The 26,712-nt window shown below is 68.2% G+C and carries 1 protein-coding gene (cut by both window edges); it reads left to right on the top strand.

This entire window lies inside a single protein-coding gene on the top strand: locus OG874_RS30200, encoding a non-ribosomal peptide synthase/polyketide synthase. The 43,947-nt coding sequence extends 1,330 nt beyond the window's left edge and 15,905 nt beyond its right edge, so the window shows coding positions 1,331-28,042, spanning codon 444 (partial) through codon 9,348 (partial); the first codon wholly inside the window starts at position 3. Both the start codon and the stop codon lie outside the window.

The following is a 26,712-nucleotide window of genomic DNA, read 5'->3' as shown; positions in this document are numbered from 1 at the left end:
GCCGGTTCCTGGCCGCGGACGCCGACGCGACGGTGTGGGATCTCGAGGTCACCACCGAGGACGAGCGTGAACTGACCCTGTTGGAGTGGAACGACTCCGAGCAGGACGTCCCGGATACCACGCTGTCGGCGTTGCTGGACGCGCAGATTCAGCTGACCCCGGACAATGTCGCGCTGGATTTCGACGACGCTCGGCTGACCTACGCGGCGTTCGGTGCCCGCGTCAATCGTCTGGCCCGGTTCCTGATCGCCGACGGTGTCGGCCCGGAATCGCTTGTCGCACTGGGGATGCGGCGTTCGCTGGAGCTGGTCATCGGCATGCACGCGGTGCTGAAGGCCGGTGGCGCGTATGTGCCGATCGATCCGGATCATCCGGCCGACCGCACCGCCTACATCCTCGACAGCGCGGCACCGGTCTGTGTGCTCACCGTCTCCGATGACGAGCTCGAGCTGCCGGAGTCGGTGCGCCGCGTCGAGATCGACACCCTCGATGTGTCCGCCTATGACGATGCGCCGGTCACCGATGCGGATCGGCTCGCGGCGCTGCGTCCGGACAACACCGCCTACGTCATCTACACCTCGGGTTCGACCGGTCGTCCCAAAGGCGTTGCGGTCACCCATAGTGCGATCGTCAACCAGCAGCTGTGGATGCTCGACGAGTACCGCCTCACCGCCGAGGATGTGTACCTGCAGAAGACCGCGACCACCTTCGACGTGTCGCTGTGGGGTTACTTCCTGCCGCTGATGGTCGGCGCGAAGCTGGTTATCGCGTCCCCGGACGGGCATCGCGATCCGCTGTACGTCGCGGATATGATCGAGCGGCACCGGGTCACGGTCACCGACTTCGTGCCCTCGATGCTGACGGTCTTCGCCACCCATGCCACCGCGACCCAATGCGCCACGCTGCGTGCGGTTTTCGTGATCGGTGAGGCGCTGCCGCCGGAGACCGCCGCGGGCTTCCGCGCGATAACGAGCGCCGGTCTGCACAATCTGTACGGCCCCACCGAGGCCGCGGTCTCGGTGACCTACTGGGAGGCCACCGCCGCCGACACCGTGACGGTGCCGATCGGTATCCCGGAGTGGAATGTCCAGGCCTACGTGCTGGATTCGCGGTTGCGCCCGGCGGCCATCGGCGCACCGGGTGAGCTGTATCTGGGTGGGCGGCAGCTGGCGCGCGGTTACCGCGGCCGTCCCGATCTGACCTCGGATCGGTTCGTCGCCAACCCGTTGGGCACCCCTGGTGAGCGCATGTACCGCACCGGTGACCTGGTGCGCTGGAATGCCCAGGGCATCCTGGAATACATCGGCCGCACCGATTTCCAGGTGAAGTTCCGCGGTCAGCGCATCGAACTCGGTGAGATCGAAACGGATCTGCTGGCCCATCCGGCGGTGAGCCAGGCCGCGGTGTTGGTGGTCGACACCGCCACCGGCCAGCAGTTGGTCGCGTATGTGGTTCCGGCGCCGGGACAGTCGGTCGAATCGGCCGAACTCACCCGTTTTGTCGCCGAGAAGCTGCCAAGCTACATGGTGCCCGCGGCGATCATGGTGCTGGCCGCGTTCCCGCTCAACACCAGCGGCAAGCTGGACCGAAAGGCCTTGCCGGAGCCGGTCTTCAGCGCGGACGCGGCCGGATTCCGGGCACCGCGTACCCAAGCCGAGCAGATCGTGGCGGCCATCTTCGCCGATGTGCTGAGCCAGGAACGCATCGGCATCGATGACAACTTCTTCGATCTGGGCGGCAACTCGCTGGTCGCGACCCAGGTGGTCGCGCGGATCGGCGCGGCGTTCGGTACCCAGATCGGGGTGCGCGCGCTGTTCGAGACGCCGACCGTGGCCGGTATCGCCGCCGGCGCCGAAACCGCGAGTCCCACGGTGGCGGCGCGGCCGCCGCTGGTCGCACAGCAGCTGCCCGATCGGGTGCCGCTGTCGCTGTCGCAGCAGCGGATGTGGTTCATCAACCAGTTCGACTCGACGGTGCCCGCCTACAACCTGCCGTTCGTGGTGCGGATGCGCGGCCGGGTCGAGGTCGAGGCGCTGCAGGCCGCGCTGACCGATGTGATGGCGCGCCAGGAGTCGCTGCGCACCATCTTCCCGGAGTCCGGCGACGGTGGCTACCAGCAGGTGCTGCCGATGGACGAGGTCGATCTCGGTATCGAGGTGCAGTCGATCGATGCCGCCGAATTGTACGGTGTGCTGGTCGAATTCGCTTCCACCGGCTTCGACGTCTCGACCGAGCTGCCGATCCGGGCTCGCGTCTACCGGGTCACCGGTGGTACGGGCAACGGAACGCCCGACTATGCCGCCGCGTTCGTCGTACATCACATCGCGGCGGACGGCTTCTCCTTCGGTCCGCTGGCCCGCGACGTCGCCACCGCGTACCTGGCCAGGGTCGCAGGCGAGGCGCCCGGCTGGACGCCGCTGCCGGTGCAGTACCGCGACTACACGCTGTGGCAGCGCGAACTGCTCGGCGCCGAATCCGATCCGGGTTCGATGGCCGCCCGTGAAATCGCCTACTGGCGGCGCGCTCTGGCCGGACTACCCGACCAGCTCGACCTGCCCGCGGATCGCCAGCGCCCGCCGGTGCAGAGCTTCCAGGGTGGCCGCGTCGGCTTCGATATCGATGCCGATCTGCACCTGCGGCTGGTCGCGCTCGCGCGCACCCAGGGCGTCAGCGTATTCATGGTGCTGCACGCCTCGCTCGCAGTCCTGCTGTCCCGCTTGTCCGGTACCGGTGACATCGCCATCGGTACCCCGGTGGCCGGCCGCGGCGAGCAGGCGCTCGACGATCTGATCGGCATGTTCGTCAACACCTTGGTGCTGCGTTCGGAGGTCGACGGCAGCGAGCGCTTCACCGATTTCCTTGCGCGTACCCGCGAGGGCGATCTCGCGGCGTTCGCGAATGCCGATGTGCCGTTCGAGCGGCTGGTCGAGGTGCTCAACCCGACTCGCTCGCAGGCGCGGCATCCACTGTTCCAGGTGATGCTGTCGTTCCAGGAAATGTCGCACGGCGCAATGGAATTGGCCGACCTGTCGGTGACCGCCGACGAGCTCGAGGTCGATATCGCCAAATTCGACCTGCTCTGGACACTGACCGAGCAGCGCGGCAGCCAGGGCGAGCCGGGCGGTATCTCGGCCGTGGTGTCCTATGCCACCGATCTGTTCGATGCCGAAACCGTCGCTGAGTTCAACCGCCGCTACCTGCGGGTGTTGGCGACCGTAGCGGCCGCGTCGGATACCGCGGTGCGTGAAATCGAGATCCTCGATGCGGCCGAGCGGTCGAAGGTACTGGTCGAGTGGAACGATACGGCGCACGAACTGCCCGCCGTCACCACGGTGCTCGACCTGTTCGCCGAGCGCGCGCTGGTGCGCCCGGATGCCGTCGCGCTGTCCTTCGATCCCGGTGAGCGCTCCGCGGGCGAATTCGGCCCGGCCGGTGAGCTCACCTATGCGGAGTTCGCCGCGCGTGTGAACCGCTTGGCGCGCAAGCTGATCGAGGTGGGTGTCGGCCCCGATGACCTGGTCGCGGTCGGTATCCGCCGTTCGCTGGATATGTTCGTCGCGATCTACGCGACGCTGGCCGCCGGTGGCGGATATGTGCCGATCGATCCCGACCACCCGGCCGAGCGCACCGAGTACGTGCTGGCCAATTCGCGTCCGATCGTGTTGCTCACCACCTCCGGTGATGACGTCACAGCGGGCGAATGCCCGGTCATCCACGTCGATACGGTCGAGCTGAGCGGGATCGAAGCCACGCCGATCGACCCCGCCGAGCGGCTCGGGACGCTGCGTCCGGAGAACGTCGCGTACGTGCTGTACACCTCCGGCTCCACCGGCCGTCCCAAGGGTGTCGCGGTCAGCCACGCCGCGCTGGTGAACCAGATGGCGTGGAAGATCGCCGAGAGCCGGATCTCCGACGCCGATGTGGTTCTGCACAAGACGCCGTTCACCTTCGACGCGTCGCTGTGGGAGCTGTTCGCCACCCTGATCGTCGGCGCGAAGGTGATCATCGCCGTACCGGACGGTCATCGCGATCCGCTGTATCAGTCCGAGGTCATCTGGCGGCATCAGGTCACCATGACCTCGTTCGTGCCCTCGCTGCTCACGGTATTCGCCACCACCGCCCCGGCCGCCGAATCCGCTTCGATACGCGCGGTCTACGTCGGTGGTGAGGCGCTGGCGCCCGCGACCGTCGCCGCATGGCGTCGGTTCAGCTCGGCCGAGGTGTACAACCTTTACGGCCCAACCGAATTCACCGTCAATGCGACCGCCTGGCCGGTCACCGAGGTGGCGGCGAGTTCGACGCCGATCGGACGTCCGGTGTGGAACGCCAGGGCCTATGTGCTCGATGAGGCGCTGCGACCGGTTCCCACGGGTGTGGCGGGTGAGTTGTACCTGGGTGGTACCCAGATCGCTCGCGCTTACCATGGCCGCGCGGATCTGACCGCGGAGCGGTTCGTCGCCGATCCGTTCGGTGCGCCGGGCAGCCGCCTGTACCGCACCGGTGACCTGGTGCGCTGGACCGAGCCGCAGGACTGCGCCGGCGTGCTGGAATACATCGGTCGCACCGACTTCCAGGTGAAGTTCCGCGGCCAGCGCATCGAGCTCGGCGAGATCGAGGCCGCGCTGCTGGACCACCCCGCGATCACCCAGGCCGTCGTACTCGTCATGGATACGGTGGCGGGCGACCAGCTCGTCGCCTACGTGGTGACCCCGGCGGGCGCACCCGATATCGACGAGATCAAGACCTCGCTCAACCGCACCCTGCCCGCGTACATGGTGCCCTCGGCGATCGTCGATCTGGAAGCGTTCCCGCTCAACCCCTCCGGCAAGCTGGACCGCAGGGCACTGCCCGCCCCGGTGTTCGAGGTGCGCGAATTCCGTGCTCCCACCACGCCGATCGAGGAAATCGTCGCGCAGATCTTCAGTGACGTGCTCGGCGTCCCCCGGGTCGGCGTCGACGACGACTTCTTCGACCTCGGCGGCAACTCACTGATCGCGACCCAGGTCGCCGCCCGCCTCGGCATCGCCTTGGACACTCGGGTCCCGGTGCGCATGCTGTTCGAGGCGTCGACGGTGGCGGCGCTCGCGACTCGCGTGGAATCGCATGCCGGTGACGGTGCGCGCAAGGCACTGGTGGCCAGGGAGCGGCCCGAGCGGGTCCCCTTGTCGCTTGCGCAGCAGCGCATCTGGTTCCTCAACCGCTTCGATACGACCAGCGCGGCCTACAACATTCCGGTCGCGATCCGCCTGACCGGCGATCTCGATGTCGCCGCGCTGCAGGTCGCGGTCATCGATGTGATCGACCGGCACGAATCGCTGCGCACCGTATTCCCGGAGACCAAGACCGGTCCGGTGCAGCGCATTCTCGATGCGGCACAGATCGTTCCGGACCTGACGCCGTACCGGGTCACCGAGGAGACGCTGGTCGAGCATCTGGTCGACCTGGCGTCGATGGCATTCGACGTCACCGATGAGGTGCCGCTGCACGCGCGTCTGTTCGAGATCAGTGAATCCGAATATGTGCTCGGCATGGTGGTGCACCATATTTCGGCCGACGGCTGGTCCATGGGCCCGCTGGCCCGCGACGTGATGGTGGCCTATGCGGCCCGCACCTCGTGGGAATCGCCCGCATGGTCCGCGCTGCCGGTGCAGTACGCCGATTACGCGCTGTGGCAGCGCGAGGTGCTCGGCTCCGAGGACGATCCGAGCTCGTTGATCTCCGGCCAGATCGGCTACTGGACCACCGAACTCGCCGATCTGCCCGACGAATTGGTGCTGCCATCGGATCGGCCGCGTCCGGCCGTCGCCTCCTACCGGGGCGGCACCTACGCGTTCGTGATCTCCGCCGAGACCCAGCGCGCGCTGATCGAGTTGGGGCGCAAGCACAATTCGTCGCTGTTCATGGTCATGCACAGCGCGCTGGCCGTGCTGCTGGCGCGGGCCAGCGGCACCGGCGACATCACGGTCGGTACCCCCGCCGCCGGTCGCGGTGAGGCCGCGCTGGACGATCTGATCGGCATGTTCGTCAACACCCTGGTGTTGCGCACGAATGTCGAGGGCTCGGCCAGTTTCGCGGATCTGCTCGCGCAGGCCAGGGAAACCGACCTGCACGCGTTCGCGCACGCGGACCTGCCGTTCGAGCGCCTGGTCGAGATCCTGAACCCGGCCCGCTCGCAGGCGCGCCATCCGCTGTTCCAGGTGCTGCTGGCCTTCCAGAACACCAGGCAGGCCAACCTCGAACTGCCCGGACTCTCGGTCAACGGCATCGACTACGACGCCAGACTGGCCAAATTCGACCTCCAGTTGACCCTGCAGGAGACCCAGGAGCAGGGCGAGGCGGCCGGTATGGCGGCCGAATTCTCCTATGCCCTCGATCTTTTCGACGAGGACACGGTCGCGGCCTTCGCGCGCCGCCTGGATCGGATCCTGGCGGCCATCATCGCCGATCCGACGGTGCCGGTCGGCGATATCCAATTGCTCGACGACCAGGAGACCGCGCTCGCGGTCCTCGGGTGGAACGACACCAAGCGTGCGTTGCTTCCGCGTCGCCAGCCCGGCCGCACCCCTCGCCGTTCCGGCGTTCGCAAGGGTGCCGCGGTTGCGCTCACCTTGGTGGGCGAGTTCGCCGCGCAGGCCGCCGTGACACCGGATGCGGTCGCGATCGTGGATCCAGCGACCGGAAGTTCTCTGGCCCACCCGTCACCCGACCACCACCCCTCATCGAGTCGCTCCGCGACGCTGACTTACGCCGAGTTCGGTGCCCGTGTGCATCGGTTGGCGCGGCGGTTGATCGAGGCCGGTGTCGGTCCGGAAAAGCTTGTCGCCCTTGGTCTGCGGCGTTCGGTCGACCTCGTGGTCGCGGCGTACGCGGTGCAGGAGGCGGGCGGCGGATACGTCCCGCTGGATCTGGATCAGCCGACCGAGCGGGTCAGCTATGTGCTCGAGTCGGCGGCACCGGTCTGTGTGCTGACGACCTCGCGCGACAACTTCGAAAGCGGTGGCCTGCCCACGCTTTCCATCGATGAGCTGGAGTTGTCCGGCTACTCGGACGAGCCTGTCACCGACGCCGAGCGGATCGCACCGCTGCGGCCGGAAAACGCCGCGTACGTGATCTTCACGTCGGGTTCGACGGGGCGCCCGAAGGGTGTGGCGGTGCCGCACGCCGCCGTGGTGAACCAGATCCGTTGGATCACTGGTGAGTACGGCATCGGTGCCGATGACGTCGTGTTGTTCAAGACGCCCGCCACCTTCGATGTGTCGGTGTGGGAATTGTTCGGCCCGTTGAGCACCGGCGGCCGGATTGTGGTGGCGAGCCCCGACGGCCACCGTGATCCGCAGTATCTGGCCGAAGTCATCGCGGCCGAACGGGTCACCATGACCTCGTTCGTGCCGTCGATGCTGACCGTATTCGCGGGCAGTGTGGATGCGTCCGGTGGTGCGGCGCTGGAGTCGTTGCGCGCCTTGCTGGTCGCCGGTGAGGCCTTCACCGGCGATACGGTCGCCGCCATCCGTCGAGTCAGCTCCGCCGAGCTCTACAACCTCTACGGCCCCACCGAATTCGCGGTGCACGCGACCCACGGCCCGGTGGCGCAGGGCCTCATCGGCGCGGTGCCGATCGGTCTGCCGGTGTGGAATGCCCAGGCCTACGTACTCGATGCCCGGCTGCACCCGGTCGCACCGGGTGTCGCGGGTGAGCTCTATCTCGCGGGTGCGCAGTTGGCGCGCGGTTACTTCGGTCGCACCGATCTGACCGCGGACCGTTTCGTGGCCAACCCGTTCGGCGCGTCGGGTTCTCGGATGTATCGCACCGGTGACCTGGTCACGCGCAATGCCGACGGCGCGATCGTGTACCTGGGCCGTACCGACTTCCAGGTGAAGCTGCGTGGTCTGCGCATCGAACTCGGTGAGATCGAAACCGCCCTCACCGCACATGACTCGGTGGCGCAGGCCGTCGCGCTGGTGCGTTCGGATGCGCGGACCGGTGATCAGCTGGTCGCCTATGTGGTGCCCGCCAACGGCGAGGCGGTCGATCTCGACGCGCTGCGCGCGCACCTGTCCGAGCAGCTGCCCTCGTACATGGTTCCCGCCGCGATCGTGGTGCTGGACGCCATGCCGTTGAGCCCGAACGGCAAGCTGGACCGTCGTGCCCTGCCCGAACCCGTTTTCGAGGTCAAGGAATTCCGCGCGCCGTCGACGCCGATCGAGGAGATCGTGGTCGGCATCTTCGCCGATGTGCTCAGCCACGACCGGATCGGCATCGACGACAACTTCTTCGATCTGGGTGGCAACTCGCTGGTCGCCACCCAGGTGGTGGCCCGCCTCGGCGCCGCATTGGATACCCAGGTGCCGGTGCGGCTGCTGTTCGAGGCGCCGACCGTCGCCGCGCTCGCCGCGCGCATCGAGGCCAATGCCGGGGCCGGTGGCCGCCAGGCGCTGACCGCGCGCCCGCGTCCGGAGTTCCCGCCGCTCTCGCTCGCGCAGCAGCGGATGTGGTTCCTCAACCGCTTCGACGCCGATTCGGCCGCCGACAACATTCCGGTGGCGGTGCGGCTGCACGGGCATCTGGATCTGCCCGCGCTGCGCGGCGCCATCGCCGATGTGATCACCCGGCACGAATCGCTGCGCACCATCTACCCGTCCCAGGACGGTGTGGCCTACCAGCAGGTGCTGCCGGCCGCGCGCGCGATTCCGGAGCTCGAGATCCTCGCGGTCGCCGAGCGCGAAATGGGTAACGCCCTCTACGAATTCATCGGTCGCGGCTTCGACGTCACCACCGAGTCCGCGGTGCGGATCCGGCTCTACCAGGTCGAGCGCGCACCGCTGAGCAGCAAGAAGTGGCGCGACAACACCCAGGACCACGTGCTGGCCGTGGTGGTGCATCACATTGCGGCGGACGGCTTCTCGATGCGTCCGCTGGTGCGCGACCTGATGTCGGCCTATATCGCGCGCAGTTCGGAATCCGCGCCGGTCTGGCCGCCGCTCGCGGTGCAATACGTGGATTACGCACTGTGGCAGCGTGAAACGCTCGGCTCCGAGGACGATCCGACCTCGCTGATCTCCGAACAGCTCGGCTACTGGCGCGAGACGCTGGCCGGACTGCCCGAGGAACTGCGCCTCTCGCCCAAGCCGCGACCGGTCGTCGCGTCCTATCGGGCTCAGACGCACCGATTCCGGCTGCCCGGTGAACTCGTCGACGCGCTGAACCGCGTCGCGCACGAGCACAGCACCACGCTGTTCATGGTGGTGCACAGCGCCTTCGCGACGCTGCTGGCGCGGTTGAGCGGTTCCGATGACATCGCCATCGGCATCCCGGTGGCCGGTCGTGGCGAGCAGGTCCTCGACGACCTGGTCGGCATGTTCGTCAACACCCTGGTGCTGCGCACCCAGGTCGACCCGACCGAAGCGTTCACCGACCTGCTCGGACAGGTGCGCGAACGCGATCTGCAGGCCTTCGCCCACGCCGACGTGCCGTTCGAGCGGCTGGTCGAGGTGCTGAACCCGGCCCGCTCGCAGGCCAGGCATCCGCTGTTCCAGGTGATGCTGTCGTTCCAGAATCTCGGGCGCACCTCACTGGAGCTGCCCGGGCTCGCGGTCGCGGAACTCGGCATCGACCAGCCGACGGCCAAGGTCGACCTGCAGCTGACATTGAGCGAGGGCGCGGAATCCGAGATGGATGCCGAACTCCTCTACGCCACCGACCTTTTCGACGATCGGTTCGCCGACGCCTTCGCCGAGCGCTTCGTCCGGGTGCTGCGCGGGATCACCGCCGCACCGGCGATCGCGGTGGGCGATATCGACCTGCTCGACGACACCGAGCGCGCGCTGGTACTCGACCGGTGGAACGACACCGTATTCCCGGTGGACGCGGCGCTGACCTCGCCGGTCGGCGATGCGGCGGCGACGTTGGTTTCGCTGTTCGAGGCGCAGCTGGTGCGGACCCCGGACGCGTACGCGGTCACCTACGACGGGACAAGTCTGTCCTATGCCGAGTTCGCCGCCCGGGTGCACCGGTTGGCACGCTGGCTCAAGCAGAATGGCGTCGGCCCGGAATCCTATGTCGCCCTCGGCATGCGACGCTCGATCGAGCTGGTCGTCGGCATGTACGCGGTCAATGCCGCCGGTGGCGCGTACGTGCCGCTGGATCCGGATCATCCGGCCGAGCGCATCGACTACATCCTCGAGACCGCGCGACCGGTCTGTGTGCTGACCGCAGGCACCGACCTCGAGACCACGGTGTCGCGCCAGGTGCGCATCGATGAACTCGATCTCGCGGAGTTCTCGGACGCGCCGCTGACCGACGCGGACCGGCATCGGCCGCTGCGGCCGGGCAATACCGCCTACGTGATCTTCACCTCGGGTTCGACCGGTCGGCCGAAGGGTGTGGCGGTCTCGCATGCCGCGATCGTGAATCGCCTCGTGTGGATGCACGCCGAATACGGTCTCGCGGCCGATGACGTGGTGCTGCAGAAGACTCCGGCGACCTTCGACGTCTCGGTGTGGGAGTTCTTCTGGCCCTTGCAGGTCGGTGCCCGACTGGTCGTCGCCAAACCCGACGGTCACCGCGATCCGGCATATCTGGCGCGCTTGATCACCGAGGAGCAGGTCACCACGGTGCACTTCGTGCCGTCGATGCTCGCGGTGTTCGTCGCCGAGGATCGCGCGGCCGAATGCACCAGTCTGCGCAATGTCTTCGCCTCCGGTGAAGCGCTGCCCGCGGTGGCGGCGCAGCGTCTGCGCCAGCTGACCGGAGCCCGGCTGCACAATCTGTACGGTCCGACCGAGGCCGCGGTCGACGTCACCTTCCACGAGGTGACCGATGCCGACGTGAGTTCGGTGCCGATCGGCGCCCCGGTGTTCAACACCCAGGTGTACGTGCTGGATTCGCGGTTGCGCCCGGTGCCTGCCGGTGTTCCGGGTGAGCTGTATCTGGCGGGCGCGCAACTGGCGCACGGCTACGTCGGCCGCCCCGATCTGACCACCGATCGGTTCATCGCGAACCCGTTCGGCACCGCCGAGCGCATGTACCGCACCGGCGACCTCGTCATGTGGACGCCGCGCGGCGAGCTGGAGTACTTGGGCCGCACCGACTTCCAGGTGAAGCTGCGTGGTCTGCGCATCGAACTCGGCGAGATCGAGGCCGCGCTCACCGCACAGGACGCGGTGGCGCAGGCGGTCGTGCTGGTGCACTCCGATGAGCGCACCGGCGATCAGTTGGTGGCCTATCTGGTCGGCAACCCGGACCGGGCCATCGATATCGACACGGTCAAGAACACCCTCGGCGCGCAACTGCCGGTCTACATGGTGCCCGCGTCCTACCTGGTGCTCGACGCGTTCCCGCTGAACGCCTCGGGCAAGCTGGATCGCAAGGCGCTGCCCGCACCGACGTTCGCGGCCAAGGTATTCCGCGCACCGACCACCCCGGTGGAGGAGATCGTCGCGGGCACCTTCGCCGAGGTGCTCGGCCTGCAGGGCGTCGGCCACGGCGTCGGTCTGGACGACGACTTCTTCGCCCTCGGCGGCAACTCGCTGATCGCCACCCAGGTGGCGGCGCGGCTCGGCGCGGCGCTGGACACCCAGATCCCGGTCCGCGCGCTGTTCGAGGCCTCCAATGTCGCCGCACTGGCCGCGCTGGTGGAATCGGCCGCGGGCGAAGGCGGTCGGGCCCCGCTGACCGCGCAGCCGCGTCCGGACCTGGTTCCGCTGTCGCTGGCCCAGCAGCGGATGTGGTTCCTCAACCGCTTCGACAACCGCACTGCGGTCAACAACATCCCGGTCGCTATCCGGCTCACCGGCGCCGTCGATGTGGGCGCGCTGAACGCCGCCATCGGCGATGTGCTGGCCCGCCACGAGGCGCTGCGCACCATCTACCCGGAGCTGGAAGGCACCGGCTACCAGCACATCCTGCACACCGACGAGGTGGGTTTCGAGCTGGCGGTCGAGCTGATCGGCGCGGGTGCGGTGCCCGCACGCATCGTCGAGTTGGCGAGTGTGCACTTCGATGTCACCAGCGAGGTGCCCTTCCGGGCGAACCTGCTCAGCATCGATCCGGACAATCACGTCGCGGTGCTGGTCATGCACCACATCAGCGGTGACGGCTTCTCGCTGCGCCCGCTGCTGCGCGACGTGGTGCTGGCCTACACCGAGCGCTGCCGCGGTGAGGTGCCCGCGTGGACACCGCTCGAGGTCCAGTACGCCGACTACGCGCTGTGGCAGCGCACCGTGCTCGGCAGCGAGGACGATCCGGAATCCGTCGCGGCCCAGCAGCTCGCGTACTGGACCCAGCAGCTGGCCGATCTGCCCGATCAGATCGAGCTGCCCGCCGACCGCTCGCGGCCCGAGGTCGCTTCCAACGCCGGTGGCGTCCACGGCTTCTCGGTCGACGCCGAATTGCATGCCGCGCTGGCCGAACTCGCCCGCGCCCGCGGGGTCACGCTGTTCATGGTCGTGCACGCCGCGCTGGCGGCCTGGGCGGCCCGGCTGTCCAACAGCACCGATATCGCCATCGGCACCCCGATCGCCGGGCGCGGTGAACGCGCGCTCGACGATGTGGTCGGCATGTTCGTCAATACGCTGGTGCTGCGCAACGAGGTCGATCCGAGCGCGAAGTTCAGCGATCTGCTCGCGCAGGTGCGCCGCACCGATCTCGCGGCCTTCGCCAATGCCGATGTGCCGTTCGAGCGGCTGGTGGATGTCCTCTGGGGGCGGCAAGGCGGCGGAGCCGCCGGGGTGGGTAAACACAGCCCGGCCCGCTCGCAGGCACACCACCCGCTGTTCCAGGTCGCGCTGACCTTCGAAGCTGCCTCGGCCGCCGATATGGGCACCGTGCATCTGCCGGGTGTGGATCTGTCGGTGGTCGAATTCGATCCGGGCACAGCGAAATTCGACGTGCAGCTGACCGTCGGCGGGGCCGCCGACGGTGTGCTCGGCATGTCCTGGAACTACGCCACCGAGCTCTTTGATCCAGAAACGGTGGCTTCTTTCGCCGACCGTCTGGTCCGAATCCTGCAGAGCGTCGTCGAGGATCCCGAGATCGTCATCGGCGATATCGATCTGCTGGGGGAGGCCGAGCGCCTCAATGTGTCGCAGCGGTGGGTGTCCTCCGGTTTCGACAGCGGCGCCCAGCGTTTCGCGGCCGGAGTCACGCTGGTCGATCTGTTCGAACAGGCGCTGGCCGCGCATCCGGATAACACCGCGGCCAAGTTCGGCATCGAATCACTGACCTACGCCGAACTGGACCGGCGCGCGAATGTGCTGGCGCGCAGGCTGATCGCCGATGGCGCCGGACCCGAGGCGCTGGTCGCGGTGATCCTGCCGCGCTCGCTGGATCTGGTGGTCGCGCTGCTCGCGGTGGTGAAGACCGGTGCGGGCTATGTGCCCGTCGATCCGACCTACCCGGCCGAGCGCATCGCCTACGTGCTCTCGGATTCGCGCCCGACCAGCGTGATCCTCGATTCCACGGTCCAGGTCACCGTGCCCGATGAGCTGCCGACCGTGGTGCTCGACGGCTTTGCGGTGGAGACCGGCAATGTCGAGGACGCCGACGACGCGCCGATCACCGACGCCGACCGGCTCGCGGCACTCACGCCGGACAATGTGGCGTACGTGATCTACACCTCCGGCTCGACCGGACGCCCGAAGGGTGTGGCGGTCGCCCACCGAAATGTGGTGCGGCTGTTCGCCAATACCGATCGCGACTTCGGCTTCGGCCCGGCCGATGTGTGGACGCTGTTCCACTCCTACGCCTTCGACTTCTCGGTGTGGGAGCTGTGGGGTCCGCTGCTGTTCGGCGGCACCCTGGTGGTCGTCGACTACTACACCTCGCGCTCACCCGAGCAGTTCCTGGAACTGCTGCGGGTGGAACAGGTCACGGTGCTCAACCAGACGCCGTCCGCGTTCTACCAACTGGCCGAGGCCGATCGCAATGCCACGCCGGACGCCGACCCGCTGTCCCTGCGCTATGTGGTGTTCGGCGGTGAAGCCCTCGAACTGCGTCGACTCTCGGATTGGGTGGCCCGCCACGGCGCCGGACCGAAGGACCGCTCCGCGAGCTCCACGGTGGCGAGCCCACTGCTGGTCAACATGTACGGCATCACCGAGACCACGGTGCACGTCTCCTACCGCGCACTGGACGCCGCCACCATCGCCGCCGCCGCGGGCAGCGTCGTCGGCCGCGCCATCACGGGTCTGCGGGTGTACGTGCTCGACAACCGGTTGCGGCCGGTGCCGGTCGGTGTCGCGGGCGAAATGTATGTCGCGGGACCGCAATTGGCCCGCGGCTACCTCGGCCGCCCGGATCTGAGCGCCACCCGTTTCGTCGCGAACCCGCTCGCGGACGCCGAAGCGGTGGGCACCCGTCTGTACCGCTCCGGTGACCTCGCGCGCTGGAACCGCTTCGGCGAACTCGAATACCTCGGTCGCGCCGACGATCAGGTGAAGGTGCGCGGCTTCCGCATCGAACTCGGCGAGATCGAATCCGCGATACTGGCTCAGCCCGGCATTGGGCAAGTGTCGGTCATCGTGCGCGAGGACCAGCCGGGCGATCAGCGGATCGTGGCGTATGTAGTTGCCGAGCCCGAGGTGACTCCCGATCTCGATGTGGTGCGCAGCGGTGCGGCGCAACGACTTCCGTCATACATGGTGCCCGCCGCGCTGGTGCGACTCGAGTGGATTCCGCTTACCGTCAACGGCAAGCTGGATCGCCGCGCGCTGCCCGCGCCGGCGGTGCAGGCCAGGGCCTTCCGCGCCCCGGTCACCCCGGTGCAGGAGACCGTGGCCGCGGTCTTCGCCGATGTGCTCGACCTGCCGAGGGTCGGCGTCGACGACGACTTCTTCGACCTGGGCGGCAACTCGCTGATCGCGACCCGCGTGGTGTCCCGGATCGGTGCGGCCCTGGGCACCACCGTCCCGGTGCGCGCGTTGTTCGAGGCCTCCACCGTGGAAGGGCTCGCGGCCCGGGTGGAGTCGCATGCCGACGGTGCGGCGCGGGCCCGGCTGGTCGCGCGGCCGCACAAGGCCGACGAACTGGTGCCGCTGTCGTATGCGCAGCAGCGCATGTGGTTCCTGAACAAGTACGACACCACCTCGGCCGCCTACAACCTGCCGATCGCCATCCGATTGACCGGTGCGCTCGATGTCGAGGCGCTGCGCCTGGCCGTGGCCGATGTGGTGCGCAGGCACGAATCGCTGCGCACCCGATACCCGGAGCACGGCGGCACCCCGGTACAGGTGATCGTGCCCGCCGACGCGATCGCGCTGGACCTGCAGCCGGTGTCGGTCGATCCGGCCGAGCTGACCACCGTGGTGACCGAATTCGCCACTGCCGGTTTCGATGTCGCCGAACAGGTGCCGTTGCGGACCCGGCTCTACCGCGCGGGTGCGGACGAGCATGTGCTCGTGGTCGTGGTGCACCACATCGCGGCCGACGGCTTCTCGATGGGCCCGCTGACCCGCGACGTCATGATCGCCTACACCGCGCGCACCCAGGACGCCGCGCCCGGCTGGGCGCCGCTCACGGTGCAGTACGCGGACTTCGCGATCTGGCAGCGCGAAGTCCTCGGCGCCGAGGACGATCCGGATTCGCTGATGGCGCGTCAGGTCGCGCATTGGCAGCGCGCACTGGACGGTGTGCCGGACGAACTGCCGCTGCCCACCGACCGGCCGCGGCCCGCGATCGCCTCGCATCGCGGTGCGACACTGCAGACCGAGCTGCCCGGTGAGCTGATCGCGGCGCTGGACGGTATCGCGCGCCAACGCGGTGCGTCGCTGTTCATGGTGATGCACAGCGCACTGACCGTGCTGCTGGCCCGGCTCTCGGGCACCGACGATATCGCCGTCGGCTCGCCGATCGCCGGACGCGGCGAGCAGGCGCTGGACGACCTCGTCGGCATGTTCGTCAATACGCTCGTGCTGCGCACCGGCGTCGACCAGTCCGAATCGTTCAGCGAACTGCTGGATCGGGTGCGGTCGAGCGATCTGGATGCCTTCGGCAATGCGGACGTGCCGTTCGAACGCCTCGTGGAACTGCTCGCGCCGGAACGCTCGCAGGCGCGCAATCCGCTGTTCCAGGTGATGCTCGCGTTCCAGAACCTGGACCGCACCGCGCTGGAACTGCCGGGTCTGTCGGTGTCGGCGCTGGACCTGGAAGAGAACGTAGCCCGTTTCGACCTGCAGTTCACGCTGTCGGAAACCGGTTCCACCGGAATGACGCTGGCGCTCACCTACGCCACCGAGCTGTTCGACGAGTCCAGCGCCGCGCTGATCACCCAGCGGTGGCGGCGCGTGCTCGAGGCCATCGCCGCCGACCCGACGGTCACGGTGGGCGCCATCGACGTGCTCGATGCCGAGGAGCGGGCCGATCTCATCGCCCGCACCGGCCCCACGGCCGTGCCCCCGCGCACCCTGCCCGAGCTGCTGGCCGAGGGCGCCGCGATGGATCCCAAGGCGACCGCCGTGGTGTTCCAGGGGACACGTGTGTCCTATGGCGAGCTCGACGAGCGCTCGAACCGTTTGGCCCGCTTGCTCATTGCCGAGGGCATCGGCACCGAGGATCTGGTCGCGGTCGGCGTGCCGCGGTCGGCGGATTCGGTCTTCGCCGCGTGGGCGGTATCGAAGACCGGTGCGGCGTTCGTGCCGGTCGACCCGAACTACCCGGCCGAGCGCATCGCGCATATGGTCACCGATTCCGGTTCGCCCATTGGTCTTACGGTCGCGGCGGTGCGCGACGGTCTGCCGGAATCGGCACGCTGGCTGGTGCTCGAAGACCTCGACCTGGACGCCTTCGACGGCGGTCCGATCACCGACGCCGACCGGGTCCGCCCGCTGCGTCCGGCGCATCCGGCCTACGTCATCTACACCTCGGGCTCGACCGGTGTGCCCAAGGGCGTGGTGGTCACCCATGCGGGTCTGGCGAATTTCAGCGTCGAGCAGATCGTGCGCTACGACCTCGATTCCGGTTCGCGCGCACTGCATTTCGCTTCACCGAGCTTCGATGCGTCGATCCTCGAGCTGCTGCTCGCGGTTGGTGCGGGCGGCGCGCTGGTGGTGACGCCGCCCGGTGTGTTCGGCGGTGAGGAACTGTCCGAGCTGATCCGCACCGAGCGGGTCACACACGCGTTCATCACGCCCGCGGCGCTGGCCACCTTCGACCCGACCGGACTGGATTCGCTGCGGGTGCTGGTCGCCGGTGGCGAGGCCGTCCCGGCGGATCTGGTCGCGAAATGGGCGGTGCCGCTGGCGAACGGCTCGGTCCGCGACTTCCACAACGGGTACGGCCCGACCGAGACCACCATCATGACCAATATCAGCGATCCGCTGGTGGCCGGCGATACGGTGGTGATCGGCGCGCCGATCCGCGGTATGCAGTCGCTGATCCTGGACGCCCAGCTCCGGCCGGTGCCGGTGGGTGTCGCGGGTGAGCTGTACCTGTCGGGTATTCAGCTGGCGCGCGGCTACCATGCGCGAGCCGGGCTCAGCGCCGAACGTTTCGTGGCCAACCCGTATGTCGCGGGCGCCCGGATGTACCGCACCGGTGACGTGGTCAGATGGGTGCCTGCGTCGCGAAGCGATTCGATGCGGGGTGGTGGCCCGGCGACGGGTGGGCCGCACGCCGGTGCGGTCGAATATGTTGGCCGCTCCGACTTCCAGGTCAAGGTGCGCGGTTTCCGCATCGAACTCGGTGAGATCGACGCGGTGCTGGCCGCACACGAGACCGTCGACTTCGCGGTCACCGTCGGCCACAAGGGCACTGCGGGCACAACCTCGCTGGTCTCGTATGTGGTTGCCACGCCGGGCCATTCGATCGATGTCGCGGCGCTGACCGCGCATGTCGAGGAGCGGCTGCCCGCGTACATGGTGCCCGCGTCGGTGATGGTGATCGACCGGATTCCGCTGACCCCGGTCGGCAAGCTGGACCGCAAGGCCCTGCCGGAGCCGGTCTTCGCGACCGAGGTGGTGTTCCGTGCGCCGCGCACACCGATCGAGCACACCATCGCCGAGGTCTTCGCCGAGGTGCTCGGCGTCGACCGGGTCGGCGTCGACGATTCGTTCTTCGCGCTCGGCGGCGACAGCATCGTCTCCATTCAGCTGGTCTCGCGGGCCAAGGCGCGCGGCGTGGTCTTCACCCCGCGCCACGTCTTCGAACAGCGCACCGTCGCCGGACTCGCCGCGGTCGCCGAGACCGCCGAGACCGCCGAATCCAGCATCGAAGTGCTGGCCGAGCTGCCCGGTGGCGGTATCGGCACGATGCCGCTGACCCCGGTGGTCCGGTTCATGGCGCAGCGGCACGGTTCGTTCGGCCGGTTCAACCAGACCATGGCGCTGGAGCTGCCGGTCGGCATCGACCGCGCAGGCATCGCGAAAACCGTTGGCGCGGTGATCGACCGGCACGACATGCTGCGGGCCCGGCTGTATCGCACCGACGACGACTGGATCGTGGAGACCGCCGCGCCGGGCACCGTCGATGTGGACGCGCTGATCGACCGGACCGAATTCGACGCGAGTGTGGACGAGGCCGGACTGGTCGAGATCGCCTCGGCCGCATTGGATGCCTCGCTGGATCTGCTGGATCCGGCCACGGGCGTAGTGATTCGGTTCGTCTGGCTGGAGCCCTCGAACGGCAGCCGCGGCGGCCGACTCATCGTGGCCGCGCATCACCTTGTGGTGGACGGTGTTTCGTGGCGCATCCTGGTGCCCGACTTCGTCACCGCCTGGGGTCAGCTGACCGCGGGCCAGGAACCCGAACTCGTCGCACCCGCCACCTCGATGCGCGCCTGGGCGCACGGCCTGCGGCGCGAGGCCGAAAGCGCCGAGCGGGTGGCCGAACTCGACTACTGGCGCTCAACGGTCGGCGGTGTTGTTTCGAGCGACCTGCAAGCAGTCGCTAGCGGCGCGGATCCGCTGCTGACCGAGCGGCCGATGGATCCCGCGGTGGATACCGCGGGAACCATCGAGAAGCTGAAGGTGGAGGTGTCCGCCGAGGTCACCAAGGCCCTGTTGACCACGGTGCCCGCACTGTTCCGCGGTGGCGTCAACGACGGTCTGCTCACCGCGCTCGCGCTGGCGACCGCGAAGTGGCGCGCGCGCCGCACCACCGGCCGCCCCGACGATGAGCTGCTGATCCGGCTGGAGGGCCACGGCCGCGAAGAGGACATCGTCCCCGGCGCGGATCTGTCGCGCACGGTCGGCTGGTTCACCGCGATCTTCCCGGTCCGGTTCGATCTGTCCGGTATCGATATCGATGCCGCGCTGACCGGCGGCCCCGCACTCGGCAAGGCTGTCAAGGCGATCAAGGAGCAGCTGCTCGCGGTACCGGACAAGGGCATCGGCTACGGCCTGCTGCGCTACCTGAACGCCGCGACCGCCGCCGAATTGCCCGCCGAATTGCCCGGCCAGGTGAGCTTCAACTACCTGGGCCGCGTCTCCGAGGGCGATGTGCCCGAGGCGCTGCGCGGCTTCGGCTGGATCCCGGCCGCCGAACTCGGCGCGCTCGGCGGTGCCTACGACGCGGATACGCCCGCGATGGCGCCGCTGGATATCAACGCCATCGTGGTCGGCGACAAGCTGACCGCGAATATCGGCTACCCGAGCACACTGCTCGACGCCGCGCAGGTCCGCGAATTCGGCGAGCTGTGGACCACCGCGCTGGAAGCGGTCGCACGCCATGCCAACTCCACCGGCGCGGGCGGGCACACCCCATCGGACTTCACCCTGGTGCGGTCCACCCAGCGCGATATCGACAACTGGGAGCGACGTTTCCCGGCGCTGGCCGATGTCTGGCCGCTGTCCGCGCTGCAGGCGGGTCTGCTGTTCCATGCCCGGCTGGCCGCCACCTCGGTGGACGTCTACACCGCGCAGGCCGTGCTGACGCTGACCGGCCGGGTGGACGCGACCCGACTGCGTTCGGCCGCACAGGCTCTGGTGGATCGCTACGAGAATCTGCGCACCGCCTTCGTTACCGATAACGACGGCAACCCGGTGCAGGTGGTCCTCGACAGTGTCCGTGTCGCCTGGACCGAGCACGACCGGATCGAGTCGGGCGACGGTTCCGACCTCATCGCCGCGGACCGCACGCAGCGCTTCGATTTGACCGCGCCGCCGCTGATCCGCTTCACGCTGATCCAAGTGGCGCCGGATCGTTGGCAGTTCGTGGTCGCCAACCACCACATCCTGCTCGACGGCTGGTCCATGCCGCTGCTCATGCGGGATCTGCTGGTGCTCTACGCGGCCCACGCGGATGCCAATGTGCTGCCCGCCGCGCGCTCCTACCGGCACTTCCTGGAATGGACCCGGCAGCAGGATCATTCGGCCTCGGTGGCCGTGTGGACCGACGCGCTGCGCGGCGTCAGCGAACCGACACTGCTGTCGCGCCCGGACGCGAGCCGCGAAATCACCTCGCTGTCCGGCGAATACTTCTTCGAGCTGGACGCGTCGGCGACCGCGCGACTCACCGCCCTGGCCGCCTCGCTCGGCGTCACGCCGAATACCGTGCTGCAGGTCGCCTGGGGCATCCTGATCGGCCGGATGACCAGCCGCGACGATGTGCTGTTCGGCACCACGGTCTCCGGACGTCCGGCGCAGCTGTCCGGTGTCGAGTCGATGGTCGGCCTGTTCATCAACACCGTCCCGGTGCGGGTGCGCTTCGATCCGTCGGAATCGGTCGAGCAGTTGCTGACCCGGACCCAGGGCGAGCAGGCGGATCTGCTCGATCACCACTACGTCGGCCTGGCCGATATCCAGGCCGCGGCCGGCATCGGCGGGCTGTTCGACACCCTCGTGGTGTTCGAGTCCTACCCGGTCGATGCCGATGGCCTGCGGGCGCAGGCCGCCGATATCGACGGTATGGCGGTCGTCGATATGGCAGCCGCCGACGCGACCCACTATCCATTGACCCTGATCGCGCAGTTGGACTCTCAGCTGCGGATCCGCGCGGGCTACCTGCGCGACCTGTTCGACGAGCAGACCGTGCGCCGCATCGCCGATCGACTGGTCCGGGTGCTCACCGCGATCACCACCGAACCCGCTGCGGCCGCTGGCGATATCGAGCTGCTCGACACCGCCGAACGCGAGCTGGTGGTGTCGGGCTGGAACGACACCGCGCACGATGTGGACGACGCCGCAACCCTGCTCTCGATGTTCGAGGCCCAGCTCGCCGCGACTCCGGACGCGACCGCGCTGACCTTCGAGGGGACGAGTCTGACCTACGCCGAGTTCGGTGCCCGGGTCTACGGCCTGGCGCGCTGGCTCATCGAACGCGGTGTCGGCCCGGAATCCTATGTGGCCCTCGGCATGCGGCGCTCCATCGACCTGGTCGTCGGCATGTACGCGGTGACCGTGGCCGGTGGCGCGTACGTGCCGCTTGATCCGGACCATCCGGCCGAGCGCACGGAATACATTCTCGCCACCGCGGATCCGGTCTGCGTGCTGACCTCCGGCGACGATCTGGATATCGATACCGCCCAGGTGCGTATCGATCTGCTCGACCTGTTCGGGCTCTCCGACGAACCGGTGACCGAGGCGGAACGGCGGGTGCCGCTGCGTCCTTCGAATACCGCGTACGTGATCTTCACCTCCGGTTCGACCGGTCGCCCGAAGGGTGTGGCTGTCAGCCATGCCGCGATCGTCAACCGCCTGGTGTGGATGCAGTCGGCCTACGGGCTGACCAGCGCCGACGCCGTCCTGCAGAAGACGCCCGCCACCTTCGACGTCTCGGTGTGGGAGTTCTTCTGGCCATTGCAGATCGGCGCGCGCCTGGTCATCGCGAAGCCCGACGGGCATCGCGATCCGGCGTACCTGGCCGAGATCATCACCGCGGAGCGGGTCACCGTCACCCACTTCGTACCGTCCATGCTGTCGGTGTTCGTGGCCGATGCCGCGGCGGCACGCTGTGATTCGCTGCGGCTGGTCTTCGCCTCCGGTGAGGCGCTGCCGCCCAAGCCCGCGCATCGCCTGCGCGAGCTGACCGGTGCGGCGCTGCACAATCTGTACGGTCCGACCGAGGCCGCGGTCGACGTCACCTTCCATGAGGTGACCGATGCCGATACGGTGTCGGTTCCGATCGGTGCGCCGGTCTTCAATACCCAGGTGTACGTGCTGGATTCGCGCCTGCGTCCGGTCCCGGTGGGTGTTGCGGGTGAGTTGTATCTCGCGGGTGATCAGCTGGCACGCGGCTATGTCGCACGCCCGGATCTGACCAGCGATCGCTTCGTCGCGAACCCGTTCGATGCCGCAGGTGCGCGCATGTACCGCACCGGCGACCTGGTGGCCTGGACGGCCGACGGTGAGCTGGAGTACTTGGGCCGCACCGACTTCCAGGTGAAGCTGCGCGGTCTGCGCATCGAGCTCGGCGAGATCGAACAGGCGCTCACCGCACTCGACGAGGTCGCCCAGACCGTCGTGGTGGTGCGCGGCGATCAGCACACCGGCGACCAGCTCGTCGCATATGTCATCGCGACACCGAACCTGCGGCTGGATGTCGAGACGCTGCGCGAGGATCTGGCGCGGCAGCTGCCCGCCTATATGGTGCCCTCGGTCGTCATCGTGCTCGACGAGTTCCCGCTCAACGCCTCGGGCAAGCTGGACCGAAAGGCCCTGCCCGCACCGGTGTTCGAGGCCGCGGTATTCCGCGCGCCGACCACACCGGTCGAGGAGATCATCGCCGCCACCTACGCCGACGTACTCGGCCTCGAGCGGGTCGGTCTCGATGACGATTTCTTCGCACTCGGCGGCAATTCGCTGAGCGCCACCCAGGTCGCCGCCCGGCTCTCGGCCGCGCTGGATACCGATCTCGGTGTCCGCGAACTCTTCGAGGCCTCCTCGGTGGCTGCCCTCGCGGCCCGTGCCGAATTGCGTGCCGGTGCGGGTGCGCGGGCGGCCCTGGTGACACAGCAGCGTCCCGAGCGGGTGCCGCTGTCGCTGGCACAGCAGCGCATGTGGTTCCTCAACCGCTTCGATCCGGAATCGGCGGTGGACAATATCCCCGCCGCGGTGCGGCTGTCCGGTCTGCTCGACCGGCAGGCGCTGCAGATCGCGGTCGCCGATGTGCTGGCGCGCCACGAATCGCTGCGCACCTTCTACCCGGAGGCCGACGGCACCGCCTACCAGCAGACCGTCTCCACCGGCAAGGTGATCCCGGATCTCTCGCCGATCGACGTCACCGAGGCCGAACTGCCGCAACGCATCGCGGAGGTCATTCTCACCGGCTTCGACGTCACCGTCGAAGTGCCGTTCCGCGCCAGGCTGTTCGAGATCAGCCCGACCGAACATGTGCTGGCCCTGGTGGTGCACCACATTTCGGCCGACGGCTTCTCCATGGGCCCGCTCACCCGGGACGTGATGACCGCCTACGCCGCGCGCGTCGACGGCGGCGAGCCCGCTTGGCGGCCGCTCGAGGTGCAGTACGCGGACTTCGCGCTGTGGCAGCGTGCGGTGCTCGGCGACGAGACCGATCCGGAATCGGCGATCTGCGCCCAGATCGAATTCTGGTCGAAGACCCTGCGCGGCCTGCCCGAACAGCTGGATCTGCCCGCCGACCGGCCGCGTCCGGCGGTGGCCTCGGGACGCGGTGCCACCCATGTCTTCGAGATCGACGCCGAAACCCACGGCAAGCTCACCGAACTCGCGCGCACCCGTGGTGCGACGCTGTTCATGGTGGCGCACACCGCGCTCGCGGTGCTGCTGTCGCGCCTGTCCGGCGAGGAAGATATCGCCATCGGCACCCCGATCGCCGGACGTGGCGAGCGTGCGCTCGACGACCTCATCGGCATGTTCGTCAACACCCTGGTGCTGCGGACCCCGATCGAGGGCCAGGCCACCTTCACCGAACTGCTGCGCGGCGTGCGCACCATCGATATCGGTGCGTTCGGGCACGCGGACCTGCCGTTCGAGCGCCTGGTGGAGATCCTGAACCCGGCTCGCTCGCAGGCCCGCCATCCCCTGTTCCAGGTGATGCTGTCGTTCCAGAACACCGGCCAGAACAGCCTGGAACTGCCCGGACTCACGGTCAGCGGCGTCGAGCTGCCGATCGATGTGGCCAAGTTCGATCTGCAGCTGGTGCTCTCGGAGCAGACCGCGACGCCGATCAGCACCTCGAACGGCGCCGGTGCGACCACGGTCGCGCCCTCGGGCATCACCGCCGAATTGATCTACGCCACCGACCTGTTCGACGCCGACACCATGGCGCGGTTCGGGCAGCGGTTCAACCGACTGCTGAAGGCTGTTGCGGCCGAACCGGATCGGGCGATCGGCGATATCGGCCTGCTCGACGAGCACGAGGCCGAGTCGGCGCTGCACGGTTGGAACGACACCGAGCGCGATCTCGGTGCGGTGACCACGCTGGTCGACGAATTCGCAAGGCAGGCGGCGGCGACGCCGGATGCGGTCGCGATCGTGGACCCGGCGACTGGAACTTCACTGGCCCACCCGTCGCCCGACCACCCCCCCTCATCGAGTCGCTCCGCGACGCTGACTTATGCCGAGTTCGGTGCGCGTGTGCACCGGCTGGCGCGGCGGCTCATCGCCGCTGGGGTGGGCCCGGAAAGTCTGGTGGCGCTTGGTCTTCGGCGCTCGGTCGACTTCGTGGTCGCGGCGTACGCGGTGCACGAGGCCGGTGGCGGGTATGTGCCGCTGGACCTCGATCAGCCTGCCGAGCGGATCGGTTATGTGCTCGAGTCGGCGGCACCGGTCTGCGTTTTGACCACCGTGCGTGACGACTTCGACGGCACCGGTCTGCCCACGCTCGTCATCGACGATCTGGATCTGTCCGGGTACTCGGATGAGCCGGTGGCCGATGCGGAGCGGATCGCGCCGTTGCGGTCCACCAACCCGGCGTATGTGATCTTCACGTCGGGTTCGACCGGTCGCCCGAAGGGTGTGGCTGTGCCGCACGCCGCCGTCGTCAACCAGATCCGTTGGATCACTGGTCAGTACGGCATCGGCGCCGATGATGTGGTGCTGTTCAAGACCCCGGCTACCTTCGACGTGTCGGTGTGGGAGCTGTTCGGCCCCTTGTCCACTGGTGGTCGGATTGTGGTGGCGAGCCCGGATGGGCATCGTGATCCGCAGTACCTGGCTGATGTGATCGCGGCCGAACGGGTCACCATGACCTCGTTCGTGCCGTCGATGCTGACGGTGTTCGCGGGCAGTGTGGATGCATCCGGTGGTGCGGCTCTGGACTCGCTGCGTGCCCTGCTGATCGCCGGTGAGGCGTTCACGGCCGATGCGGCGCAGGCCATTCGCAAGGTGAGCTCTGCCGAGCTGTACAACCTGTACGGTCCGACCGAGTTCGCTGTGCACGCGACCCATGGCCCCGTCGCCGAGAAGGTCGATGGTGCGGTGCCGATCGGTTTGCCGGTGTGGAATGCGCGGGCGTACGTGCTGGATTCGCGTCTGCATCCGGTGCCGTCGGGTGTGGCCGGTGAGTTGTATCTGGCGGGTGCGCAGTTGGCGCGTGGCTATTTCGGTCGCGCTGATCTGAGTGCGGATCGTTTCGTGGCGAATCCGTTCGGGATGTCGGAGCGGATGTATCGCACCGGTGACCTGGTCACGCGCGATGCTGATGGGTCGATCGTCTATTTGGGCCGTACTGACTTCCAGGTGAAGTTGCGTGGTCTGCGTATCGAGCTCGGTGAGGTCGAAACCGCGCTTACCGCGCATGATTCGGTGGGTCAGGCTGTGGCGTTGGTGCGTTCGGATGCTCGCACCGGTGATCAGTTGGTCGGTTATGTGGTGCCTGCTGCGGGAGCCACGGTGGATACCGACGAGTTGCGCACCCATCTGAGTGCGCGTCTGCCGTCGTACATGGTGCCTGCGGCGTTGATGGTTCTCGATGTCATGCCGTTGAATCCCAATGGCAAGCTCGATCGCCGCGCGCTGCCCGAACCGGCCTTCGAGGCACGGGAATTCCGCGCACCGTCGACCCCGATCGAAGAGATCGTCGCGAACACCTTCGCCGAGGTGCTCGGTCTGTCGACCGCGGACGGCGCGCGTCCGGTCGGTCTCGACGACGACTTCTTCGACCTCGGTGGCAACTCGCTGATCGCTACCCAGGTGGTTGCCCGCCTCGGTGCCGCACTCGACACCCGCATTCCGGTGCGGCTGTTGTTCGAGGCGCCGAATGTCGCCGCGCTGGCCGCGCGGATGGAGGGGCAGCAGGGCACCGGCGGTCGCCGCGAACTGGTGGCCGGACAACGGCCGGAGCAGATTCCGCTCTCGCTGGCCCAGCAGCGGATGTGGTTCCTCAACCGCTTCGACAACCAGACCGCCGTCAACAACATCCCGCTCGCGGTCCGGCTCACCGGCGCACTGGACACCGACGCGCTGCGGCTTGCCGTCGCCGATGTGGTGGACCGGCACGAGGTGCTGCGGACTGTCTACCCCGAGACCGCCGACGGTCAGGGCGTGCAGGTCGTGCTGCCCACCGGTCAGGTCCATCTCGACCTGACCCCGATCGCGGTGTCCGAGACCGATATTCGCGATCGGATCAGCGAACTGGTGCTGACCGGCTTCGACGTCACCGCCGAGGTTCCGGTGCGCGCCAAGCTGTTCCGGCTCGAGGCCCCCATGGACGGCTCGCTGCCGGATACCCATGTGCTGGTCTTCGTGGTGCACCACATCTCCGGTGACGGCTGGTCGGTGCGTCCGCTGGCCCGGGACGTGATGGTCGCCTACGCGGCCCGCAACCGCGGCGAAGCGCCCGCCTGGGCGCCGCTGCCGGTGCAGT

Source organism: Nocardia sp. NBC_00565 (assembly GCF_036345915.1).
Lineage (GTDB): Bacteria > Actinomycetota > Actinomycetes > Mycobacteriales > Mycobacteriaceae > Nocardia.
Note: the sequence above shows the minus strand (reverse complement) of the source record. Positions and strands in the feature narration are given on the sequence as shown.